This window comes from Labrys sp. KB_33_2, from assembly GCF_052114505.1.
GTDB lineage: Bacteria > Pseudomonadota > Alphaproteobacteria > Rhizobiales > Labraceae > Labrys.
In genome coordinates this window covers 202,606-222,661 of sequence record NZ_JBFREW010000012.1, presented here as the reverse complement: position 1 = coordinate 222,661, position 20,056 = coordinate 202,606, and the positions used below count along the sequence as shown (strand labels likewise).

Genomic DNA, 20,056 nt, shown 5'->3' with positions numbered 1-20,056 from the left:
GCTTGGTTTTCGAACCAGACTTGTCGCGATCCGGCGTTATCGAGCCAGGTCGATCAGGATCTTGAGCTGTTCGCCGGCCGGATCGAGCAGGGCGTCGAAACCATCGGCGACGGCCTTGTCGAGCGTGATCTTGCGGGTCACGACCTTGTTCGCCGGCAGCAGGCCGGAACTGATCAGGCGGATGACGCGCGGCCAGTAATGGGTGGGATAGGCCCAGGAACCGCGAATATCGACATCCTTGAAGGTGACCTGGAACCAGTCGAGCGGATTCTCGTGCGGATGCAGGCCGGTCTGGACCACCACGCCATGTTTGCGCACGGCGTCGAGGCAGGCCTTGAGGGCGTGCTCGTTGCCCACGCATTCGATCGCCACGTCGCAGCCGACCTGTCCCTCGCTGAGCGCACGCACGACCTCGCCGGGATTGTCGTGCTTGGGGTTGATGGTGATGAGATCGGGCAGGGCCGCCTTGGCGAAGGCGAGGCGCTTGTCGTTGATGTCGGAGACGAAGAGCTGGGCTGCACCGGCAGCGCGGGCCGCCAGCAGCGTGAGCAGGCCGATCGGGCCGGCGCCCGTCACCAGCACGCTCGAACCGGCGGTGACGCCACCGCGGTCGCAGGCATAGACGGCCACCGCGCTCGGCTCGACCAGGGCCGCTTCCTCGTCGCTGAGCGTATCGGGGATCTTCTGCACATTGTAGTCGTTGAGCAGGGCATAATCGGCCATGCCGCCCGAAACCCAGCTCAATCCGGCCAGCGCGAGCTGGGGGCTGAGGTGGAAGAGGCCGCGATCGGCGAAATAATCGCCCGAACGCGGCATGATCAACGGCTGCACCGAGACCCGATCGCCCGGCTTCACCGCTTCGACCCCCTCGCCGACCGCCTCGACCACCCCGCCGAATTCATGGCCGAGGATCTGCGGGCCGCTGGTTCCGCTGAAGGGATGCGGTTCGACCGGGATGAAGATGGGGCCATAGGCGTATTCGTGCAGATCCGTGCCGCAGATGCCGACGAAGCGATTGCGGATCAGAACCTGTCCCGGTGCCGGTTGGTCCGGCTTGGGCAATTCTTCGAGCCGCAGATCCTTGGCGGCGTGAAATCGCAGGGCCTTCATCCTTGTCTTCCTCCCGTGTTGCATGTTGTTGGGCAGGAAGAGCAATCGCCGTGCCAATCGGCGGGACGCCGTGGCCTGGGGCGGTTTCAGCCCTCTTGGGCGTAGGCAACCGTTGCATGGCGCGCAACAGATGCCACACCTGTGGCGGGGGTGCTGCAACAGGTCAGTTGCGTTGACTCAGGCCGTGGCGTTTCATCTGGCGATGCACTGTGGAACGATCGACGCCCAGGTTGCGTGCTGCCTGCGACACGTTCCAGTTGCAGCTGGCGAGCACGGCTTCGAGAGCCGACCTTTGCGTGTGCGGCTCCTCGGTTCTCGGCGGCAGCGCCCGCCTCAGCAGGGCTTCGGGCAGGTCGCACAATTCGATGACGCCGTTCTGGCACAAGACGGCAGCGACCGAGACGATATTGTCGAGCTCGCGGATGTTGCCGGGCCAATGATGGGCCTTGAGCGCGAGCAGAGCTGCCGGCGCGACCGCCAGCGCCTCGCCGTTCACGCGATGCTTGGCAAGGATCTTGTCGAGCAGCCAGACGAAGTCGGATCGCTCGCGCAAGGCCGGCACCACGAGCGTCGCGGCATTGAGCCGGTAGAGCAGATCCTCGCGAAAGCCGCCATCCCTGGCGAGCGCCTCGAGTGGCCGGTTGGAGGCGGAGACCACCCGGATGTCCAGCGGCTTGGACCGCGAAGCGCCCACTGGCGTCAGCTCCCGCTCCGACAAGACCCGCAGGAACCGGCTCTGGAGCGCCAGCGGCATGTCGCCGATCTCGTCGAGGAAGAGCGTGCCGCCATTGGCCTCCTCGATCAGCCCGATCCGCCCCCTTGGCGCCGCGCCGGTGAAGGCCCCCGGCAGATGGCCGAACAATTCGCTTTCGATCAGCGGTTCGGGGATAGCCGCGCAGTTCACGGCTACGAACTTGCCGGTCCGGCCGCTTGCCTCATGGATGGCGCGGGCCAGGTATTCCTTGCCCGTGCCGGTTTCGCCCTGGATGAGGATCGAGACCGGCCTGGGGGCGAGCTTGGCGACCTTGGCCTGCAAGGCGGCGAGCTGGCCGTCGCCGCCGCTGAGATTGCGCAGCGAGGCGGGAATGTCGTGGCGCGTCCCTGCCGGCGAACGCACGGCGATATCGGGTTCGATGGCATGGGCAAACAGGGCGTTGCCGTCCCGTGCGAAGACCAGACGATCCTGCGGGCGATGCTGGCGCGTCAGGTCGGGCAGGTCGTCGATGTCCATGTCGAAGAAGCGCGACAGGGGCTGGCCGATCAGGGCCTGCGGATCGCGCCAATCGAGATTGCCTGAACGCGCCAGGACCTTGGCGCCACCATTGGTCATGCCGATGATGCGGCCGGAGCCGTCGATGGCAATGCCGGCTTCGGGGTCGACATCGAGAAATTCCGGGGAACGCGAGAAGCGCAGCACCCATTCACGGCTCGATTGCGCCATCAGGTTGGCGAGCTCGATCCGCCGCACCGTGGCCGAGACGAGATGCAGCGCCAGGTTCTGGCTGGCCTTCTTGATCGGCGAGCTGAGCAGGGAAATGTCGAGCACCGCCGAGAGGCCGCCCTGGATATCGTAGATCGGGGCAGCGGTGCAGGAGAGGGGCGTGTGGGTATTGTCGAAATGGTCGGTCTGATGGATGGTCAGGGCCTCGCCGGCCTCGATACAGGCGCCGACGGCGCAGGTGCCGGCCCGCGATTCCGACCATTCCGAGCCCAGATAAAGGCCGGCCTTGCGCAGATTGTTGTTGAACAGCGGGTCACCGTAGAAATCCACGGTCACGCCGGCCCTGTCCGAGAGCAGCAGCACGTAGTTCTGCCCCGCCACCTGGCGGAACAGGTTTTCAAGGCCCGAGCGGGCGATCGCGATCAGTTCTTCCGATTGCTGGCGATGCTCGCGCAATTGGGTATCCGGCACGATATAGGCCTCGCAGGCCTGGGCCGGATCCAATCGGTGCTTGTTGATGCAGCGCAGCCAGCTCTGCACCACCGTGACGTCGCGGATGGTTGCCGCGCCCAGGCCGACGCTTTCGATCTCGCGGATATGATCGACATGCGAAGCCATGAGAAGGTGCAGCCAGCCTCCCTAGAGCATTTTGCGATTTCACCGGATCACTTCAAATCGCAAAGATGCGGCGAAACAAAGAGTTGGAGCAATGTGCGGTTCGGAGGATCGCACTTTGCTCCAGGAAATGTATTTCTTGATCCGTCCGGATCAGAAACCACGTCGTCTTGCTTGGATCTCGCGTGGAAAGCGCCAGCTCGATCAAATTCTACCCCGCAGCCTCCAAGGCGCGGATGCTCCAGTGTGCACTAGTGCCCGCGAATGTAAACCGTCTTGGCGCATCGGCTGCTCAGCCATGGGCTGCGACCAGGGCCAGCAGGCGGTCGCAGTCACTGGCGATACGCCTGGGGTCGACATTGGTGACGCCCAGCAGCAGTCCGGCTCGCCGCGCACCGCTGTACCAGGGTGAGAGCGGCACGGGCGCGATCCCGAAGGGCAGGGCCTGACGGGAGACGGCAACATCGTCGATCGTATCGGGCAGGTCGAGCAGGACGGCGAGACCTCCATTGGCATGTATCTTCATACCCGAGCCGATGCGCGTGGTAAGGCAGGAGGCGAGAGCGTCGCGCCGGGCGGCGTAGAGGCGTTTCATCCGGCGCAGATGCCGTAGATAATGCCCCTCCGCCAGGAAGCTCGCCACGGCTCGCTGGATCGAGACCGCTGACGCCGGCGCGAGGGCGGCGGCCACGTCACCGAAACGGGCCGCCAGTTGTGGCGGGACGACCAGGAAGCCCAGGCGCAGTGCTGGGGTGATGGTCTTGCTGAAGGTGCCGGCATGCAGAACCCGCCCCCGCCGGTCGAGCGAGGCAAGGGCAGGTGCGGCCCGCCCCCTGAGCTGCAATTCGCTGAGATAGTCATCCTCGATGATCCAGGCCTGGCGGGCCTGGGCCCAATCGAGCAAGGCAAGGCGCCGTTCGAGCGACAAAGTGAGGCCGAGAGGCGCCTGCTGGCCCGGGGTGACCACCGCAAAGGCGGCATCCGGCGCGAGCCTGAGACCGGCAGCGACATCGATGCCGTCCGGGTCGACCGGAACCGGCGTGATCGTCACCCGGGCCTGCTCGAGGGCGACGCGGGTCAGGACGAAGGCGGGATCCTCGAGCCAGGCCTTGCGGCCGTCGAGCCCGAGGGCGCGCAGGATGAGGCCGAGGGCGCCGGAATAGCCCGACGTCACCAGGACCTGGTCCGGCTCGCATTGGATGCCGCGGGCCAAGGCGAGATAGGCGGCGATCTCGCGCCGGAGCTCGATATGGCCGCGCGGATCGGGATAGCTCACCGGCGCCGCGGCAGCAGCGCGGGCGCTGCGCGCCATGATGCGCGACCACAGCGAAAAGGGAAAGGCGTCCTGCGCCGGTACGCCCATCTGGAAGGTGGCGGGCGGGCGCTCGAAATCGGGAAACAGGGTAGGCAGGGGCGTGGCTACCGGCAGGCGTGCCGTTGTTTTCGGCAGAGCTCCCTCGTGGATCACCCGCGTACCGGCGGCTCCCATGCCGGCGATCAACTGTTCGTCGGCAAGCTTTTCATAGGCTACGCGCACGGTGCCACGGGCGACGCCGAGCTGCGCCGCCAGATCGCGCCAGGATGGCAACCTTGCGCCGTTGGCCAGCCGCCCGTCGCGGATGGCGGCAGCGATGCCCCGATGGATCTGAACGGCCAGCGGAGCCTGGGCGGTGCGATCGATACTGATCCGGAAGGGGGCGCTCATGCCAGGATGGTACAATATTTGATGCAATTCTTGGTGCTTTTTTGTGAGCCGAAGGTGGACCATGTTGCGGTCATCGCAAGACAGGAACCAAGATGATGATTTCCAGAGCCCTTTTGCTCGGTATGGCCATTGCCCTTGCAGCCACCCCAGCCGTGGCCCATTCGCCGCAATCGAAGGCTGGTGGGGCCAGCGCGGCGCCGGTGTTCGAGCAGGCGCTGCCCAATGTGCCCGGCAAGACCATGACCAGCGTTCTCGTGCGCTACGCCCCCGGCGGCAAGTCGCCCTCGCACACCCATTCCAAATCGGCTTTCGTCTGGGCCTATGTGTTGTCGGGCTCGATCCGCAGCCAGGTGAATGGTGGCCCGGTCAAGGTCTATCGCGCCGGCGAGGGCTGGTTCGAAGAGCCGGGCGCCCACCACCAGATTAGCGAGAACGCCAGCAAGACGAGGCCCGCTTCATTGCTTGCCGTCTTCGTCGCCGATTCCGGCGACCGCAACCTTACCGTCTATGAACAGGAGAAATGAAATGGCCCCGCGCCTCGACTACAACGCCGCCGCTCCCGCCGGCATGAAAGCCCTCGGCGGTGTCTATGGCTATGTCAGCCAGAGCCTGCCCAGGATGCTGGTCAACCTGGTCTATCTCAGGATCTCGCTGATCAATGGCTGCGCCTATTGCATCGACATGCATTCGCGCGACCTCACCAAGGACGGCTTGCCCCAGGAGAAGTTGGTGCTGGTGCCGGTCTGGCACGAGGCCGGCGACTTGTTCAGCCAACAGGAGAAGGCAGCGCTGCGCTGGGCGGAGACAGTGACCAGGGTCGCCGAGACCGCCGTGCCCGAAGCCGAATTCGAGGCTGTGCGGGCGGTGTTTTCAGAGAAGGAGGTGGCTGACCTCACCATCGCGATCGGCCTGATGAATACCTATAACCGCCTGGCGATCAGCTTCCGCAACACGCCGGCCGCACTGAAGGCGATAGCATAAATTGCGCCAAATATGTTATCATGGCGGCAAAGGAGAACCGCCATGAACGTATCACTCGGCTCGCGGTGGGAAGAGTTCGTCAGTGCGATCGTTCGGGAAGGCCGCTATGGCTCAGCCAGCGAAGTGGTCCGAGAAGGACTCCGTCTCGTCGAGGAGCGTGAAGCCAAGCTGCAAGCGCTCCGCGACATGGTGAATGCCTCCGTCGATGAGGGAGGCGATCTTTCCGATGATGAGATCGGTAAGGCTCTCGACACCGCGGCCACTCAACTGGCAGCCGAAGGGCATTGAGTGAGGCGGCTGGTCTATACACACGCTGCCGCCAGGGATTTGATTGCAATCCAAGCCTATATTAGCCGTGAGAGCGGAAGTCTGGCGCTAGGGCGCCGGTTCAGCGAGCACTTGCGGCAGCAGTGCCGCAAGCTTGCGAGCTTGCCTGGTATCCTTGGCCGGGCTCGACCCGAATTACGCCCCGATCTGCGAAGCTTCGTTTTCCGGGGCTACGTGATCTTTCTACGCTACCACGGCGATCGCCTGGAGATCGTCAACATCATCGAAGGCCACCGTGATATCGAGGCGCTTTTCGACAAGGGAGGCGGCGCGCCGTAATGCGACGGCACGATAGCGGCGACCGTACTCGCCTCAGAACGGCAGCTTCATGCCGGGCGGCAGGGGCAGGCCGGCCGTGATCGAGCCCATCTTTTCCTGCGTCAGGCGGTCGGCCTTGCCACGTGCGTCGTTATGGGCGGCGAGGACGAGGTCCTCGACGATCTCTTTTTCGTCAGCCTTCAAGAGCGATGCGTCGATGTCGACACCCTTCATCTCGCCCTTGGCGGTGAGGCGTACCTTGACGAGGCCGCCGCCGGCCACGCCTTCGACCTCGGCCTGTTCCAACTCGGCCTGCAGGGTCTGCATCTTGGCCTGCATGGCCTGCACCTGCTTCATCATGCCCATCACGTCTTTCATGGGAATTTCTCCAAATCCAATCAAATATCGTCGGCCGAATAGGATGCTGCCTCGTCGGCATCATCGGGATCGCCGCCATCATCGGGCGCTGGCGGCAGGGATTGCGTCTCGACCGGGGCGTTGTCCCGGATGTCGACGATCTCGGCGCCGGGAAAGCGTTCCATCACGGCGCGCACGAAGGGATCGGCCCTGATCCCCGAGAGCACGGCGGCCTGCCGGGCCTCGGCCAGCTCGCGCAGGGTCGCCTCGCCCTTTTCCGAGGACAGCACCACCAGCCAGCGCTTGCTGGTCCAGTCCGACAATTTGCGCGAGAGGTCATTGACCAGGCCTTGGGGCGAACCTGGTTCGAGGGCGATGTCGAGGCGGCCATCGGCAAAGGCGACCAGGCGCACGAAGCGCTCCAGAGCCAGCTTCAGCGGCAGGTCGCGCTTTTCCATGGCGAGGCTGACGATCTCGGCAAAGCTGGCGAGCGCGCGGCTCGGCTGTGCGGCCGAGGCCGGTCCCGGCATCGGGGTATGCTGGGGCTGCGGCTGGAACTGCGCCTGGGTAGCGGCGGTGATCAACTGGGCCCGCGGGGTGGCAGGTGGGGGCCCAGGCGGCGGTGCGGCAGGTCCGCGTGCCGGTAGGGAGCCGCCATTCTCGCTGAGCTGGCGGATGAGGTCGTCGGGCGAGGGAAGATCGGCCGCATAGCACAGGCGCGCCAGCACCATATCGGCGGCAGCGAGCGGCTTGGCGGCGGTCTGGGTCTCGGGAATACCCTTGAGCAGCATCTGCCACTGGCGCGTCAGCGCCTTGATCGAAAGCGTCTGGGCAAGCTCGGAGCCGCGCACCTTCTCGATCTCGGTGGCCGAAGGATCGTTGGCCGCGGCAGGCGAGATCTTCACGCGCGTGACGAAATGGGTGAATTCGGCCAGTTCCGACAGCACCACCGCCGGATCGGCACCCTGGTCGTATTGGGCACGCAGTTCATCGAGGGCGGAGGCGGCGTCGCCACGCATCACGGCCTCGAACAGGTCGATCACGCGCGAACGGTCGGCGAGGCCGAGCATGGCGCGCACGCTCTCGCCGTCGATCGTGCCGCCACCAAGACTTCCTGACCCGGAATGGGCGATGGCCTGATCGAGGAGGGAAAGGGAATCGCGGACCGAGCCCTCCGCGGCTCGCGCGATCATCGCCAGCGCTGCCGCGTCGATCGAGACGTTTTCCTTCTCGCAGATCATGCCGAGATGGCGTGCGAGCAGGCCACTGTCGACACGGCGCAGGTCGAAGCGCTGGCAGCGTGACAGGATGGTGATCGGGACCTTGCGGATCTCGGTGGTGGCGAAGATGAATTTCACATGCGGCGGCGGCTCTTCCAGCGTCTTCAGCAAGGCGTTGAAGGCCTGGGTGGTCACCATATGGACTTCGTCCATGATGAGGACCTTGAAGCGCGCCGAGACCGGGGCATAGCGCACGCCGTCGGTGATCTCGCGGATATTCTCGATGCCGTTATGCGACGCGGCGTCGAGTTCCATGACGTCGATGTGGCGGCTGTCGATGATGGCTTGGCAGTGCCGGCCGAGGCCTGGCATGTTGATGGTCGGCTTGCCGCCGCCTTCCGGCGGCTCGTAGTTGAGCCCGCGTGCCAGGATGCGCGCCGTCGTGGTCTTGCCGACACCGCGAACGCCGGTGAGCATATAGGCCTGGTGGATGCGGCCCGTCTCGAAGGCGTTGGAAAGGGTACGCACCATCGCGTCCTGGCCGATCAGGTCGTCGAAGGTCTGCGGGCGGTATTTGCGGGCGAGAACGCGGTAGGGCTGGTTATCGGGCGGCGTCGTGTTCGCGTCTTCCATCAATTCCCCCGAATCCCTCGAAGCAGAATTGACCTGCTCCATCCCTGAATGAAGCAGGTCAATTCTGCAAGCATCTGGACTCCAGCAGATTGCGATGGATCGGATCCACGGTCCGATCCATCGCAATCTGCCTGGGGCATCTGCGATCCGCCGTTCCATGAGGTAGGAGGTTGGACGAAGACCCGCATCGGTCTCGTTGGGGCTGCTTCCTTCCGGATCTGACCCGGTTGGCGAGTGTTGCGTCCACCGCCAACCTCCCGCCGCGTATATGGGCCATCGGCGCGCGAATGACAAGCCGAGGTGCCAAAAAACCTCATATGCCGCGAAATCTCGATTGAGCTGCATATTTCCTGCACAAAGCGCCGGGGCCTTTTAAAAAAGGGCTTGGACTTTGCTGCGCGAGCGACTATCTAGAGATACACAAATCGTTCGGGGCTGGCGTCGATAGTACGAGCCGGCTCTAGTGCAGATGCACTTTTAGTCGAACATCGAGCGAAGCGCTCGTTCGCCCCAACGGTGAAAATGCCTATTCCGGTACCAAGAGCCGAGGTGGCGATCTGCCGGAGTGTGCTGCTGCGCCCGACGCAGGCGGAACCATGGTTTTCCTGACCCGTGCATTGACCAATGTGATGCAATGGCCATGACGAAGGTTCGCCGTCGCCTCGCGGGGTTGCGCAAGTTTATAGCGGAGAATGAGATCAATCTATGAGGCAGGGACAGCAAAAGCGTATGCGTGGTCGTTCACGCGGCGGCAAGGGTCCGAACCCGCTGAGCCGGAGCTATGAGTCGAACGGCCCGGACGTGAAGGTTCGTGGAACCGCCGCCCACATCGCTGAAAAATATGTTCAGCTGGCGCGCGATGCCCAATCCTCCGGCGACCCGATCCTGGCCGAATCCTATCTGCAGCACGCCGAGCACTATTTCCGCATCATCGCGGCGGCGCAGCCCCAGTTCACCAGCGACCAGAATTTCGGCCATGGTGCCGAGGATGAGGAAGAGGGTGACGATTCCGATTTCGAGGGGCCGATCCCCTCGATGCCGCAAGGCTTCGGCTCGCCGGCGAATCAGTTTGGCGCACCGCAGGGATTCGACGAGCAGCCGCGGCTGGTGCAGCCGGGACGCGACCGCAATTACGGTGAGCGTGGCGAAGGCGGCCAGCCTTATCGCGAGCGTGAAAACCGTTTCCGTGACCGCAATGACCGCTTCAATGGCGAACGCAGCCCGCGCGAGGAACGCCAGCCTCGCGAGGACAGGCAGCCGCGCGAAGACCGGCAGCCTCGCGAAGATCGGCCTTATCGGGAGGACCGTCACCGTGATCGTCCGTTCGACGGACAGGCCAATGGCCCGGTTGCCGAAGGCGAAAGCGGCGGCGAACCGCGCTTCAATCAGCGTCATGGCCGGCGTGACCGCCGTTTCGGCGATCGTGGCGATCGTCCCTTCCGGGATCGCGCCAATACCAGTGATGGGCCGCTGTTCAACGAGCGTGGGCAGGGCGAGCGCGGCACGTTCCAGCCGGCGCCTGTGGTGCCGGTCGATCAGCCCCAACCGGATCTGCATGACGATCACGCCCTTTCCACCTTGCCCTCCTTCATCACCGGCACGCCGGCGGTGGCTCCAGTTGCTCCGGCACCAGCCCCCGCTCCCGCGGCACCGGTAGAAGCAGCGCCGACTGCCGCTCCGGTGGAAGCAGAGGCCGCGGCTACTCCACGTCCGCGCAAGCGCCGGGTCTCGAAGAAGGCTGCCGCCGCAGGTGAAGCAGCCGAGGCGAGCGCGGAAACGGCCAGCGAATAGGCGCTAAGCAAATCGGCTTTACATGAACAGCCGGCGGTCCTGCGGGACCGCCGGCTTTTTTAATTGCCGATGGGTTGAACTTGCGGAGGGGCTCCGCATATTGAATTCAAGTTCTATTTGTCGCCTGCTACAGCGTTTTGCGATTTGACGGAATCACCCAGAATCGCAAAGAAGCGTCGGAACATGGAGTTAGAGCAAAGTGCGCTTCGGAGAAACCGCGCCTTGCTTTAGGTAATGCCGGCCGGGTGTGGTTGGAGCCCGCGCAGGAAACGGTCTTTGCCGTTTGACGGAATCGCCAAGAACCGCAAAGACGCCTTAGCCAATCACCTGGATTGGCTGGAACACGGAGAGTTGGAGCAAGGCGCATTCACGCGTGAACACGCCTTCTCCGAGGTTTTGGTTCTGAGTCGGGATGTTGCAATGTTGGCTCGCTTGCAAAAGCTGATACGCGGTTTCGCGCTGGGCGAGCCGGCCAGGCCGCGCTATGTCTTCGACGAGACGGATCATCGCGTCGCGGCCGCGGGGCTGCTCGTCCATGCCATGAATGTGGACGGGGTCGAGAGCCCGGCCGAGAAGGCGCGCGTGACCGCGCTGCTGCAGGAGCGCTTTTCGCTTGACGAGGACGAGACCCGCGCTCTGCTGGCGGCAGCAGGAGAGCGCAATCGCGATGCCCTCGATTTCAATGATTTCACCGGCGTGGTGAAGCGCGCCTACAATATCGAGGGCCGTCAGCGCATCATCGAGATGATGTGGGAGATCGTGTTCGCCGACGGCCTCCTGCACGAATTCGAGGATAATCTCGTCTGGCGTGTTGCCGAAGCCCTCGACGTGCCGGGGCCGGCGCGCACCACGATCCGCAGCAAGGTGGCCGCCCAGAACAACGTGCTCCTGCCGGAAGCCAGCGAGTGAGCCGTCCGGTCGCGCTGGTCACGGGAGCCTCGAGCGGCATAGGCGAAGCATTGGCTCATGCCCTGGCCGAGCAGGGCGAGGATCTCCTGCTGATCGCCCGGACACACGGCCAATTGCTGCGCGTCCAGAGCGAGATCGCTGCCGCCACGGGGCGCTTCGTGGCGGTCGCGGCGCTGGATCTCGAACGTGCCGATGCGGCCGAGGCCGTCAGAACCGTGCTGCGGGAACAGGACCTCAGCGTACGGCATCTCGTCAACAATGCCGGCTTCGGCCTGGCGGGCGATATGGCGGATCTGCCGGTATCAGGCCAGGTCGGCATGGTCGACCTCAATTGCCGGGCGCTCCTGGCGCTGACGCTCGCCTTCCTGCCCGAGATCCGAGAAAACGAGGGCGGCGTGCTCAATGTCGCCTCGGTCGCAGGTTTCACGCCGGGGCCGGGCCTTGCCGTCTACTATGCCAGCAAGGCCTTCGTGCTGTCGTTGACGCGGGCGCTGGCCTTCGAGGAGCGTGAGAGCGGCATCAGGGTCTGCGCCCTCTGCCCCGGCCCGGTGCCGACCGGGTTCGGCGCCCGGGCGGGCTTCGGCAAGTCCGGCGTCATCGCCGTCACGCGCCCGCTTTCGGCAAAGGATGTTGCCCATATCGGCCTTGCGGGCTATTTCGGACGTCGTACCGTGGTGGTGCCGGGTATGATCCCCAGGCTGATGGTTGCCATCCTGTCGGTCCTGCCGACGCGGATGGTGCTTCCGGTTCTCGCCCGCGCCCAACGCCAGAGACGACAGAAATAGCACCATTCGCCGGACCGCCCCTTTCGTCATGAAGTGGTGAACGGTCTGTGCGAAGGGGAGATATACGAAACGCTTCCTTGACTTCCCTGGCGTGAGACGCCAGTTTCCGGCTCCTTTCGTCGTCATTTGGACACCCATGCGCAGCTATCTCGATTTTGAAAAACCCGTGGCCGAACTCGAGGCCAAAGTCGAGGAACTGCGCGCGATGGCGGAGTCGGGTGACGCGGTGGCGATCGGGGACGAGATCCAGCGGCTCGAGGCCAAGGCGAACCAGGCGCTGCGGGATCTCTACGCCCAGCTCACGCCCTGGCAGAAGACCCTGGTGGCTCGCCACCCCGAGCGTCCGCATGCCAATGACTATATCGCCGCCCTGATCGAGGATTTCACGCCGCTTTCCGGCGACCGCAAGTTCGGCGACGACGAAGCCATCATCGGCGGCTTCGGGCGCTTCCGTGGCGAGGCCGTCTGCATCCTCGGTCATGAGAAGGGCTCCGATACCGAAAGCCGTATCCGGCATAATTTCGGCATGGCGCGGCCGGAAGGCTATCGCAAGGCCGTGCGCCTGATGGAACTGGCCGATCGCTTCGAGTTGCCGGTGATTTCCTTTGTGGATACGGCCGGCGCCTATCCGGGAATCGATGCCGAGGAGCGCGGCCAGGCCGAGGCGATCGCCCGCTCGACCGATGCCTGCCTGGGGCTGGGTTCGCCGAGCGTCGCCGTGGTGATCGGCGAAGGCGGCTCGGGTGGCGCCATCGCGGTGGCGGCGGCGAGCCGGGTCCTGATGCTGGAGCATTCCATCTATTCGGTGATCTCGCCGGAAGGCGCGGCCTCCATCCTCTGGCGCGAGGCCAGCAAGGCGCAGGATGCCGCCAACAACATGAAGATCACGGCGCAGGACCTGCTCAAATTCGGCGTGATCGACGCCATCATTCCCGAGCCGACCGGCGGTGCGCATCGCCTGCCCGAGAAGGCAATCGAGACCGCGGGCGATTTCATCCAGAATTCGATGCGCGATTTGTTCAACCAGTCCCGCGAAGCCCTGATCCGGGCGCGCCAGGACAAATATCTGATGATCGGCCGCAGCCTGTAAGGCTGGTGCTTGGGGCGGACGCGAACCTTGCCAAGTTCGCATGGGAAACGCCGCGACTGGGACCGCGGACGTCTCGTCCGCTTTCGCTATCCGTTAGGCTCCGGTGTTTCCAGAAGGCGGAAGAGACGTCCGCGGTCCCAGCCGGCGTGCTCTGCAAACCTTACCTCACCCTCGCAAGGCTGCTGCAGGCGATTGCCGGTAGGCGAGCAAAGCGGGTGCGAGGCCGAGGATGGCGGCGAAGCCTGCCAGCAGGGCGGCAAGGCCGAGATCACCCCGCGTGAACGCCACCGGCAGGATCATGCCGCTCCAGCTCGTCACCCAGCCCGATATCGCGAGGGCTCCGAGATAGCCGAGCGCGAAGCCAGCCCCGATGCCAAGCGCCAGCAGGACGAAAAGCTCGGACCACACGATGGCGAGAACGATATGGCGCGGCGTGCCGAGGGCTCGGAGCGCTCCGATCTGGCGCCGGCGCTGGCCGACATGGATCACCGTCACGAAGATCAGGGCAGCCGCGACCAGGAGCTGGGCACCGGCCGCCACCGCCACCAGCACGGTGCGGGCATCGCCGAGCGTGGCATAGAGCCGCGTCAGCACTTCGGCCGGAAAGACGGCGAGTGTGCCCTCGCCGCGATAGGCCTGGCGCAGCTTGTAAGCGTCGGCGATGGTCTTGGGCTTGACCAGCAGGGCTGGAACGCCTGCGATGGTATTGGCGAAGCTCTCGTCGAGCGGCGCGGTCGCATCGATCGCGCCTTTATGCTCATGCTCCTCATGCCCGGCTTCTTCAGGGTTGGTTTCCTCGTGCTGGGGGTGGGCATCGTGATCAGCCGCTTCCTCGGCATGACCGAGCCCATGCAGATGCCATACGGCCTGAACAGGCACCAAGACCGCCTTGTCCCAGGGCGTATGGCTCGGCTTGAGACGCCCCACCACGGTATAGGCGAGCTCGGTATGGGCATGGCCCCCTTCCTCGGCCATGCCATGCGAGGGCTTGATGCGGGTGCCGAGCGGAATCCCGGCTGCGGCGCCAACCACTGCCTCGCCCTCGGCAGTGAAGGCGCGGCCTTCGGCCAGGCCATCCGATAGAGCGTTCACCAGGGCCGTCGTGGTGCCGACGATCGGCCGGCCCTGATAGGAATCGCCGAAGCCGATCGGCGCGGCCCAGGCAACGCGGGGATCGGCGCTGAGTTTGCGCACGGTTTCCGCCGGCATTAGCGGCAGGGGCGAGGGTTGCAGGAACACGGACGAGAGGACGAGCTGGGTCTCGCTGCCGGCGGCGCCGACGACCAGATCGAACCTGTCGGCGGCCCGGGCGCTGCCTAGGCGCATCGCCCGTTCCTGCAGCACCACGCCGACGCCGAGCGCGGTCGCCAGAGCCACCAGCAGCACCACGGCCAGCGCTCCCGGCCAGATCCGGCGCAGATCAGCGAGGACGAAGCGGATCATGCGGCCTGTGCCTTTACCTGCTCGTCGGACACGATATGGCCGGCAGCGAACGTGAGCCGCCTTGCCAGCCGGCCCGTCAGTGCGGTGTCGTGCGAGACGATGATGAGCGTGCTGCCTTCCGCGCCGGCGAGCTCGATGAGGAGGTCGCCCACGGCGGCACCGCTCTCGGCATCGAGGCTCGCGGTCGGCTCGTCGGCCACCAGCACGGCCGGCCGGCGCAGCAGGGCCCTGGCGAGGGCGACACGTTGCATCTCGCCGCGGGACATGCCGTCGATCGCCTGATCCGGCCTCAGCAGGCCGACCCGTCCGAGCAGGGTTCGGCCACGCTCGATAACGGTCTTGCCGGCCCGCCCGGACAGGCGCAGCGGCAACAGCACGTTCTCCAGGGCCGACAGGCCGGGAAAGAGATGAAAATCCTGCATGACCAGGCCGATTGTGCTGCCGCGCCAGCGGTCCCTGGCACCTTCCGGCAGCTTGGCGATGTCGGTATCGCCCCAGCGTATCCGGCCCTGCCCGACGCGTTCGAGGCCGGTGACGACGTTGACGAAGGTGCTCTTGCCGGAGCCCGATGGGCCGGTCACGGCAAGCTGGCTGCCTGCCGCGAGGACGAGCCTGCTGATGCGCAGCACCGGTGCGGCGAGGCCGGGAAAGGAGACGGCGATGTCTTCGAGATCGAGCGCCAGCACCGGATCAGACCGCCCAATAGCGCGCGTCGCGCAGGCGCAGACGGCTGAGAAAGCCGGTTTCCGGATCGGTCCAGGACCCCATTTCCAGGCGTCCCGACACTTCGATCCTGGTGCCGGGCTGCACGAAGGTCTGCTTCTCGTCGAGATAAACAACAACGATGTTGTCGGGCCAGTCCGAGTCGGAGGAGCAGAAGGGGCAGATCGACATCGGGATTTCGGTGAGCACGAAGAAGGTGGCTTCCGCCTTGAGGGGCGGGGCCATGAAGCCGCTCATCACCACGTCCTTGCCGTCGAGCTCCCTGACCTTGGCCGAGAACTCCAGGCCCAGCACGCTGATCTTGCCATAGAGTTCGGGAAAGCCGAGCGTTGCCGCCGAGGTAGCCAGGGCCGGCTGCGCCAGAAGGAGCGGCGCCAGCCCGAGCAAAGTGAGGACGTGGCGGCGGGGCAGGAAAGGGATTGACGTCATGGTGAGCTCTTACGCCGGCCGAGGTCGGCGCTCCCAGGAAACATCGCCTCCGGGCGGCCAACCGCCCGAGGCCGTCGTCCGATCATTAGGCGTTGTCGGCAACAACTGAAACGCTGCCTTTGTCATGCCCGGGCTTGACCCGGGCATCCAGCCGCCTCGTCTTCAATGCCGGGAGGAGAGCTGGATTGCCGGGTCAAGCCCGGCAATGACAAAGGTTGAGCCAATTCGACCTGTTTATTTCCGGGCAAAGCCTTATTGCATCTGGGCCTTCTGGGCGCTGGAAGCGCCGAGTGCGAAGGCGTCGGCCAGGACGCGATAGACATCGCTCTCTTCCAGATAGCCCTTGAAGCCCTCGGCGCCCGGGCCTGTGGCCTGCAGCACGATGTCGTCGACGGCATGGGCGGTGCTGTCATTGTTGCGCGGGATGTTGCCCTGGACGAAGACCGCGCCGGGCACGTCCTTATAGGCCGGATTGGCGACATATTCCTTCTTCTCGTTCTGGATGGCGGGCTCATAGGGGCCACCAAGCTTCGGGCTGAAGGTCTCGTAGTGATCGGGATAGTTTCCGTAGACGACGGCCAGGCGCTTGCTGGGATCGATCTTGTCGGGATAGCCGTCGCCGTCCTTGTCTTCGTAATTGGTGAAGCCGGCGTCGGCATAGATGCCGACCTTTTCGCGCATGTCGGTGCCGGGCTTGCTGTCGTCGACGGTGCCGATCACCGACATGGAATGCGTATGGTCGCCGGTGGCGACGATCAACGTGTCGGGATGGGTCTTGGCGAATTCGCGGGCGATGCCGACGGCCTTGTCGAACTCGATGGTCTCATAGAGCGAGCGCTCGGCATCCTGCGCATGCGACATCTTGTCGATGGAGGCGCCTTCCACCATCAGGAAGAAACCTTCCGGATTCTTGGAAAGCTGGTCGAGCGCCGCCTTGGTCATGTCGACCAGGCCGGGCTGGTTCGGGAACTTCTCGACCGTGCCCTTCTTGAGGAGGAAACGGTCGAGCGCGACGTCCATGTTGCCGGTGTGGAACAGGCCGAGGATCTTGCCGGTATTGGTGCCGGAGGCCGCGGCGAGACTGTCCTTGTCGGTGGCCAGCGCATAGCCGGCGTCCTTGAAGAGCTGGATGTAGTCCTTGTCGTCCTTGCGCTTGGAGCCGGTGGTCGACTTGGGCAGGAAGTAGGCCGAGCCGCCGCCCAGGATGACGTCCGGCTTCACATCGTAGAACATGCCCACGATCTCGGCCTTGTCGGCGCGCTTGCGGGTATGGGAAACCACGGCAGCCGGGGTGGCGTCCTCGATCTCGGCGGTGGAGACCACACCGATCGACTTCTTCGAGGTGCGGCGCACCGCTTCGGCGATGGTTTCGACGCGCGGATCGTCCAGGCTGGCGGGCGTGCGGTCGGCATAGACGCCGAGAGCGTTCACAGCCGTCTTGTGCCCGGTCATGTAAGCCGACATCGTGTTGGCACTGTCGGTGGCGATGGCGTCCGTCGACGAGGTGCCGATGAAGGCCATGTGGTCGAGGTCGTCCATGGCGAGGCGGCCATTGGCCTTGCCCTCGGTCATGCCCTTGGACATGATGCGCGCGCCGGTGCGGTTGGCGACCGTCAGGCCGTCGCCGAGCAGGAAGATGATATTTTTGGCCTTGGGCGTGGCGGCGGTGCCGAAGACGTCCCAGGTCACGCTGCGGCTCTGCCCGCCGGCCGAGACCTCGATCTTGTAGCTGCCCGGCACCGCGAGGGTCAGGCCGCGCAGCAGTACCGCCGAGCCTAGATCCTTGTCGTCCTTGCCCTTCTCGGAGGCGACGAACTCGACGTCCTTGCCGAACACACCCTTGTAGTCCTGCCCGTTGACGGTGACGCGTACATCCTCCGGCTTCACCGTGCCGGCGAACTCGGCCTTGAAGTCGAAGGGCGAGCCGGCCAGGATGGTGGCGCGGTCGAGCGGATAGATGCCCGCGGCCTGGCTGGGACCGATCAGCATGGTGGTGACCGCAAGGGCGGCGAGGAGCGTGCGCATGGCAATCCTTTCGCGGATGCGAACAGACTTTGTCACCGAAGCGTCTTGCGGTTTGGCGAGCGTGCCGAGAGTTACAAAGACGCGTGGAAACAAAGAACTGGAAGAGGGCGCGTTCCCCCTGAACGCGCTTCGCGCTAGGGATAGCCAGCGCGTGCGACAGGTCCATGACAGCGGGCGGGACCAGGATCAGGCCGTATCACAAGCAGTATAGAGGGGGCATCCGTCAGACCCGGGGCGGCAAAGACTCCATGTCGTATCCTCGCATCCTGTTCGAAATGAAGTTTTGTTGTTGCCGATGCTTGTCTGGTCGTGAGGAAGTCTATAGGGTCCCGGCCGAGTTTCCGGTGGAAGGCCCCTATCGGCGGGGCGTGGAATCAGGCATTGTGCCGTTAAGGTTCCGTTCACGCTGTTGCGTAACCACGACCGGCCCATGGCTTGCGGCGAGCGGTCGTTGATTGTAAATGTCCCTTAGTCCGTATTACTGACTTTGCACGGGTTCACTGGTTCATGACCGCTCACTTCAAGTTGATGCGCAAGATTGCAATGGCCGTGCCGGTCCTTTTGCTGGCGGCGGCCTGTTCCAATCAGAATGGCGCAAGTGTTCGTTCGACTAGCCCGGTGCCGCAGGCCTTGATTGCCGAAATGCAGGCCAAGGGCATGGCGCGTTCCGCGCCCATCCTGGTGCGCATCTACAAGAAGGAGTCCGAACTCGAGCTCTGGAAGCAGACCTCGAGCGGGCGTTATGCTCTGCTCAAGAGCTATCCGGTCTGCCGCTGGTCGGGACAGCTCGGTCCGAAGAAGAGCGAGGGCGACCGCCAGGTGCCCGAAGGCTTCTATGCGGTGGGCATGAGCAGTCTCAATCCGAATTCGCAATATTATCTGTCCTTCGACATCGGCTACCCCAACAACTTCGATCGCCAGCTCGGCCGGGCCGGCGGCAACATCATGGTGCATGGCTCCTGCTCCTCGCGCGGCTGCTTTGCCATGACCGACAAGCAGGTGGCCGAGATCTATGCCGTGGCGCGTGAGGCGTTGCAGGGCGGGCAGGCTTCGTTCCAGGTGCAGTCGCTGCCCTTCCGCATGACGCCCGAGAACATGGCCAGGAATCGCCGCAACCCGAATATCGGCTTCTGGCAGAACCTGAAGGAAGGGACCGACAATTTCGAGGTCACCAAGCAGACGGTCAAGGTCGATGTCTGCAAGGGCCGCTATGTCTTCAACGGCAATGGCGGGACTGACTGTGCCATCGCGCCCGCCAGCCAGAATGTGGCTGCCGCCGTTTACGAGAAGCGGCGCGGCGACGATGCCAAGATCACCTCGCTGGTTGCCTCCGGCACCAAGGCCGTCAACTATATCTACCAGGATGGCGGCTCCAATCCGGTGTTCGCCGCGCGCGCCGTCGACCAGTCGGCTGTCCCCGGCAAGGATCGTCCCTTCACCTATTCGCGTGTCGACGTGACCGAAGTCGCCCTCAACGATGCGGGCGCGCCGGCCACGGAAGCAGACGCGAATGCCGCCCATCGCGTGACCTATGCCGCAGCCGAAAGCCTGCTCTATTCGGAAGCGGCAGTGGCCCGCAAGCCGATCAAGGGCGTGGCGGATCCGAAGGCCGTCGCCAAGCGTCAGGAGGCCGTCTATGCCCGCCTGATGGGCAACAAGCTTCCGGCTCCCATGCCGCAGAAGCCGGTTGCCGTGGCTATGGCTGCTCCCGCTGCCAACGCTCCGCCAAGCCAATTGGTGGCGGCCGCCGCGCCGGAGGGACAGCCCTTCTATGCGCGCTGGCTCGGCTATGCGCCGGCCGAACAACCGGCCTCGCCGGCGGCGATCAATGTCGACCCGATCCAGACCGGCACTGTGCCCGATACCAAGCCGAAGCATGGCAAGGCAAAGACGCTGACGCCCGGCAAGCCGATGATGGCTGGAGCCGCGCTTCCGGCCGCCCAGATGGCCGAGCTGCCGCCGGCGATCACCAATCCGCCGACGGAGCAGCCTTTCTACAAGCGCTGGCTCGGCCTGGGCGGCGACCAGGGCGCCACGGCGACCAACTGAGCTTCGGCCGTTTTCTTGATCGATTGATCCGTGAGCCCTTTCCCGGCATGGGAGAGGGCTCATGCATTCTATCGCGGTTGCGCTTGCCGGTTGAGCGATTTCAGCGCGCATTGCAGCCCTGATCGGTGCCGGGGATCGATGGACACGGAATTGCTTCGTTTGGGC

18 protein-coding genes and 1 other RNA gene are annotated in these 20,056 nt (G+C 64.7%); 9 read left to right on the top strand and 10 right to left on the bottom strand.

Translation table 11 applies throughout. The annotated features are described in order from the left end of the window. Nucleotides 1-36: 36 nt before the first annotated feature. The 3 genes from AB4037_RS22210 to pdxR form a co-directional block, all read right to left on the bottom strand. Complete coding sequence (locus AB4037_RS22210; protein ID WP_441772970.1) at nt 37-1,110, bottom strand: 2,3-butanediol dehydrogenase; 1,074 nt, start codon at nt 1,108-1,110, stop codon at nt 37-39. Nucleotides 1,111-1,273: 163 nt separating this feature from the next. Then, entirely contained in the window at nt 1,274-3,169 is a 1,896-nt protein-coding gene (locus tag AB4037_RS22205; protein ID WP_441772969.1) for a sigma-54-dependent Fis family transcriptional regulator, read from the bottom strand. Nucleotides 3,170-3,458: 289 nt separating this feature from the next. Next, nucleotides 3,459-4,871, bottom strand: a complete 1,413-nt coding sequence (gene pdxR, locus AB4037_RS22200; RefSeq protein WP_434959215.1) for a MocR-like pyridoxine biosynthesis transcription factor PdxR — start codon at nt 4,869-4,871, stop codon at nt 3,459-3,461. Between the two features lie 95 nt (nt 4,872-4,966). Here pdxR and AB4037_RS22195 point away from each other — a divergent pair, with 95 nt between their 5' ends. The 4 genes from AB4037_RS22195 to AB4037_RS22180 are packed head-to-tail and all read left to right on the top strand — an operon-like array spanning nt 4,967 to nt 6,458. After that, a complete protein-coding gene (locus AB4037_RS22195; protein WP_441772977.1) occupies nt 4,967-5,395 on the top strand; it encodes a cupin domain-containing protein in 429 nt (142 codons plus the stop codon). 1 nt (nt 5,396) lies between these two features. Then, nucleotides 5,397-5,852: a carboxymuconolactone decarboxylase family protein gene (locus tag AB4037_RS22190; RefSeq protein WP_434959216.1), complete on the top strand. Its 456-nt coding sequence runs from the start codon at nt 5,397-5,399 to the stop codon at nt 5,850-5,852. Nucleotides 5,853-5,894: 42 nt separating this feature from the next. Then, complete coding sequence (locus tag AB4037_RS22185; protein WP_434959217.1) at nt 5,895-6,140, top strand: type II toxin-antitoxin system ParD family antitoxin; 246 nt, start codon at nt 5,895-5,897, stop codon at nt 6,138-6,140. Continuing rightward, the gene (locus AB4037_RS22180) at nt 6,141-6,458 is read left to right on the top strand and encodes a type II toxin-antitoxin system RelE/ParE family toxin (RefSeq protein WP_434959218.1); all 318 of its coding nucleotides are present in this window, start codon (nt 6,141-6,143) and stop codon (nt 6,456-6,458) included. 33 nt (nt 6,459-6,491) lie between these two features. Here the strand turns inward: AB4037_RS22180 and AB4037_RS22175 are convergent, their stop codons facing one another. From AB4037_RS22175 to ffs, 3 genes are all read right to left on the bottom strand, one after another. Next, nucleotides 6,492-6,815, bottom strand: coding sequence for a YbaB/EbfC family nucleoid-associated protein (locus AB4037_RS22175; protein ID WP_149252613.1), 324 nt, complete (start codon nt 6,813-6,815; stop codon nt 6,492-6,494). Between the two features lie 20 nt (nt 6,816-6,835). Then, entirely contained in the window at nt 6,836-8,647 is a 1,812-nt protein-coding gene (locus AB4037_RS22170) for a DNA polymerase III subunit gamma/tau (protein ID WP_441772968.1), read from the bottom strand. Between the two features lie 161 nt (nt 8,648-8,808). Then, nucleotides 8,809-8,906, bottom strand: an RNA gene (gene ffs, locus AB4037_RS22165) — signal recognition particle sRNA small type. A gap of 470 nt (nt 8,907-9,376) precedes the next feature. Here ffs and AB4037_RS22160 point away from each other — a divergent pair. From AB4037_RS22160 to AB4037_RS22145, 4 genes are all read left to right on the top strand, one after another. Beyond that, a complete protein-coding gene (locus AB4037_RS22160; protein WP_441772967.1) occupies nt 9,377-10,438 on the top strand; it encodes a DUF4167 domain-containing protein in 1,062 nt (353 codons plus the stop codon). Between the two features lie 420 nt (nt 10,439-10,858). Next, nucleotides 10,859-11,347, top strand: a complete 489-nt coding sequence (locus tag AB4037_RS22155; RefSeq protein WP_441772966.1) for a TerB family tellurite resistance protein — start codon at nt 10,859-10,861, stop codon at nt 11,345-11,347. Then, nucleotides 11,344-12,132: an SDR family NAD(P)-dependent oxidoreductase gene (locus tag AB4037_RS22150; protein ID WP_434959222.1), complete on the top strand. Its 789-nt coding sequence runs from the start codon at nt 11,344-11,346 to the stop codon at nt 12,130-12,132. The genes AB4037_RS22155 and AB4037_RS22150 overlap by 4 nt, the downstream gene beginning before the upstream one ends. A 136-nt stretch (nt 12,133-12,268) precedes the next feature. Then, entirely contained in the window at nt 12,269-13,222 is a 954-nt protein-coding gene (locus AB4037_RS22145) for an acetyl-CoA carboxylase carboxyltransferase subunit alpha (protein WP_441772965.1), read from the top strand. 165 nt (nt 13,223-13,387) lie between these two features. On the opposite strand, the gene AB4037_RS22140 is transcribed toward AB4037_RS22145, so the two are convergent. The 4 genes from AB4037_RS22140 to AB4037_RS22125 form a co-directional block, all read right to left on the bottom strand. After that, nucleotides 13,388-14,665: an ABC transporter permease gene (locus AB4037_RS22140; RefSeq protein WP_441772964.1), complete on the bottom strand. Its 1,278-nt coding sequence runs from the start codon at nt 14,663-14,665 to the stop codon at nt 13,388-13,390. Continuing rightward, complete coding sequence (locus tag AB4037_RS22135; RefSeq protein WP_441772963.1) at nt 14,662-15,351, bottom strand: ABC transporter ATP-binding protein; 690 nt, start codon at nt 15,349-15,351, stop codon at nt 14,662-14,664. Before AB4037_RS22135 ends, AB4037_RS22140 begins: the two co-directional genes overlap by 4 nt. 4 nt (nt 15,352-15,355) lie before the next feature. Next, complete coding sequence (locus tag AB4037_RS22130) at nt 15,356-15,817, bottom strand: hypothetical protein (protein ID WP_441772962.1); 462 nt, start codon at nt 15,815-15,817, stop codon at nt 15,356-15,358. Between the two features lie 252 nt (nt 15,818-16,069). Continuing rightward, nucleotides 16,070-17,842: an alkaline phosphatase gene (locus AB4037_RS22125; protein WP_434959227.1), complete on the bottom strand. Its 1,773-nt coding sequence runs from the start codon at nt 17,840-17,842 to the stop codon at nt 16,070-16,072. Between the two features lie 507 nt (nt 17,843-18,349). On the opposite strand from AB4037_RS22125, the gene AB4037_RS22120 reads away from it, so the two are divergent. Continuing rightward, nucleotides 18,350-19,891, top strand: a complete 1,542-nt coding sequence (locus AB4037_RS22120) for a L,D-transpeptidase family protein (protein WP_434959228.1) — start codon at nt 18,350-18,352, stop codon at nt 19,889-19,891. Nucleotides 19,892-20,056: the final 165 nt, after the last annotated feature.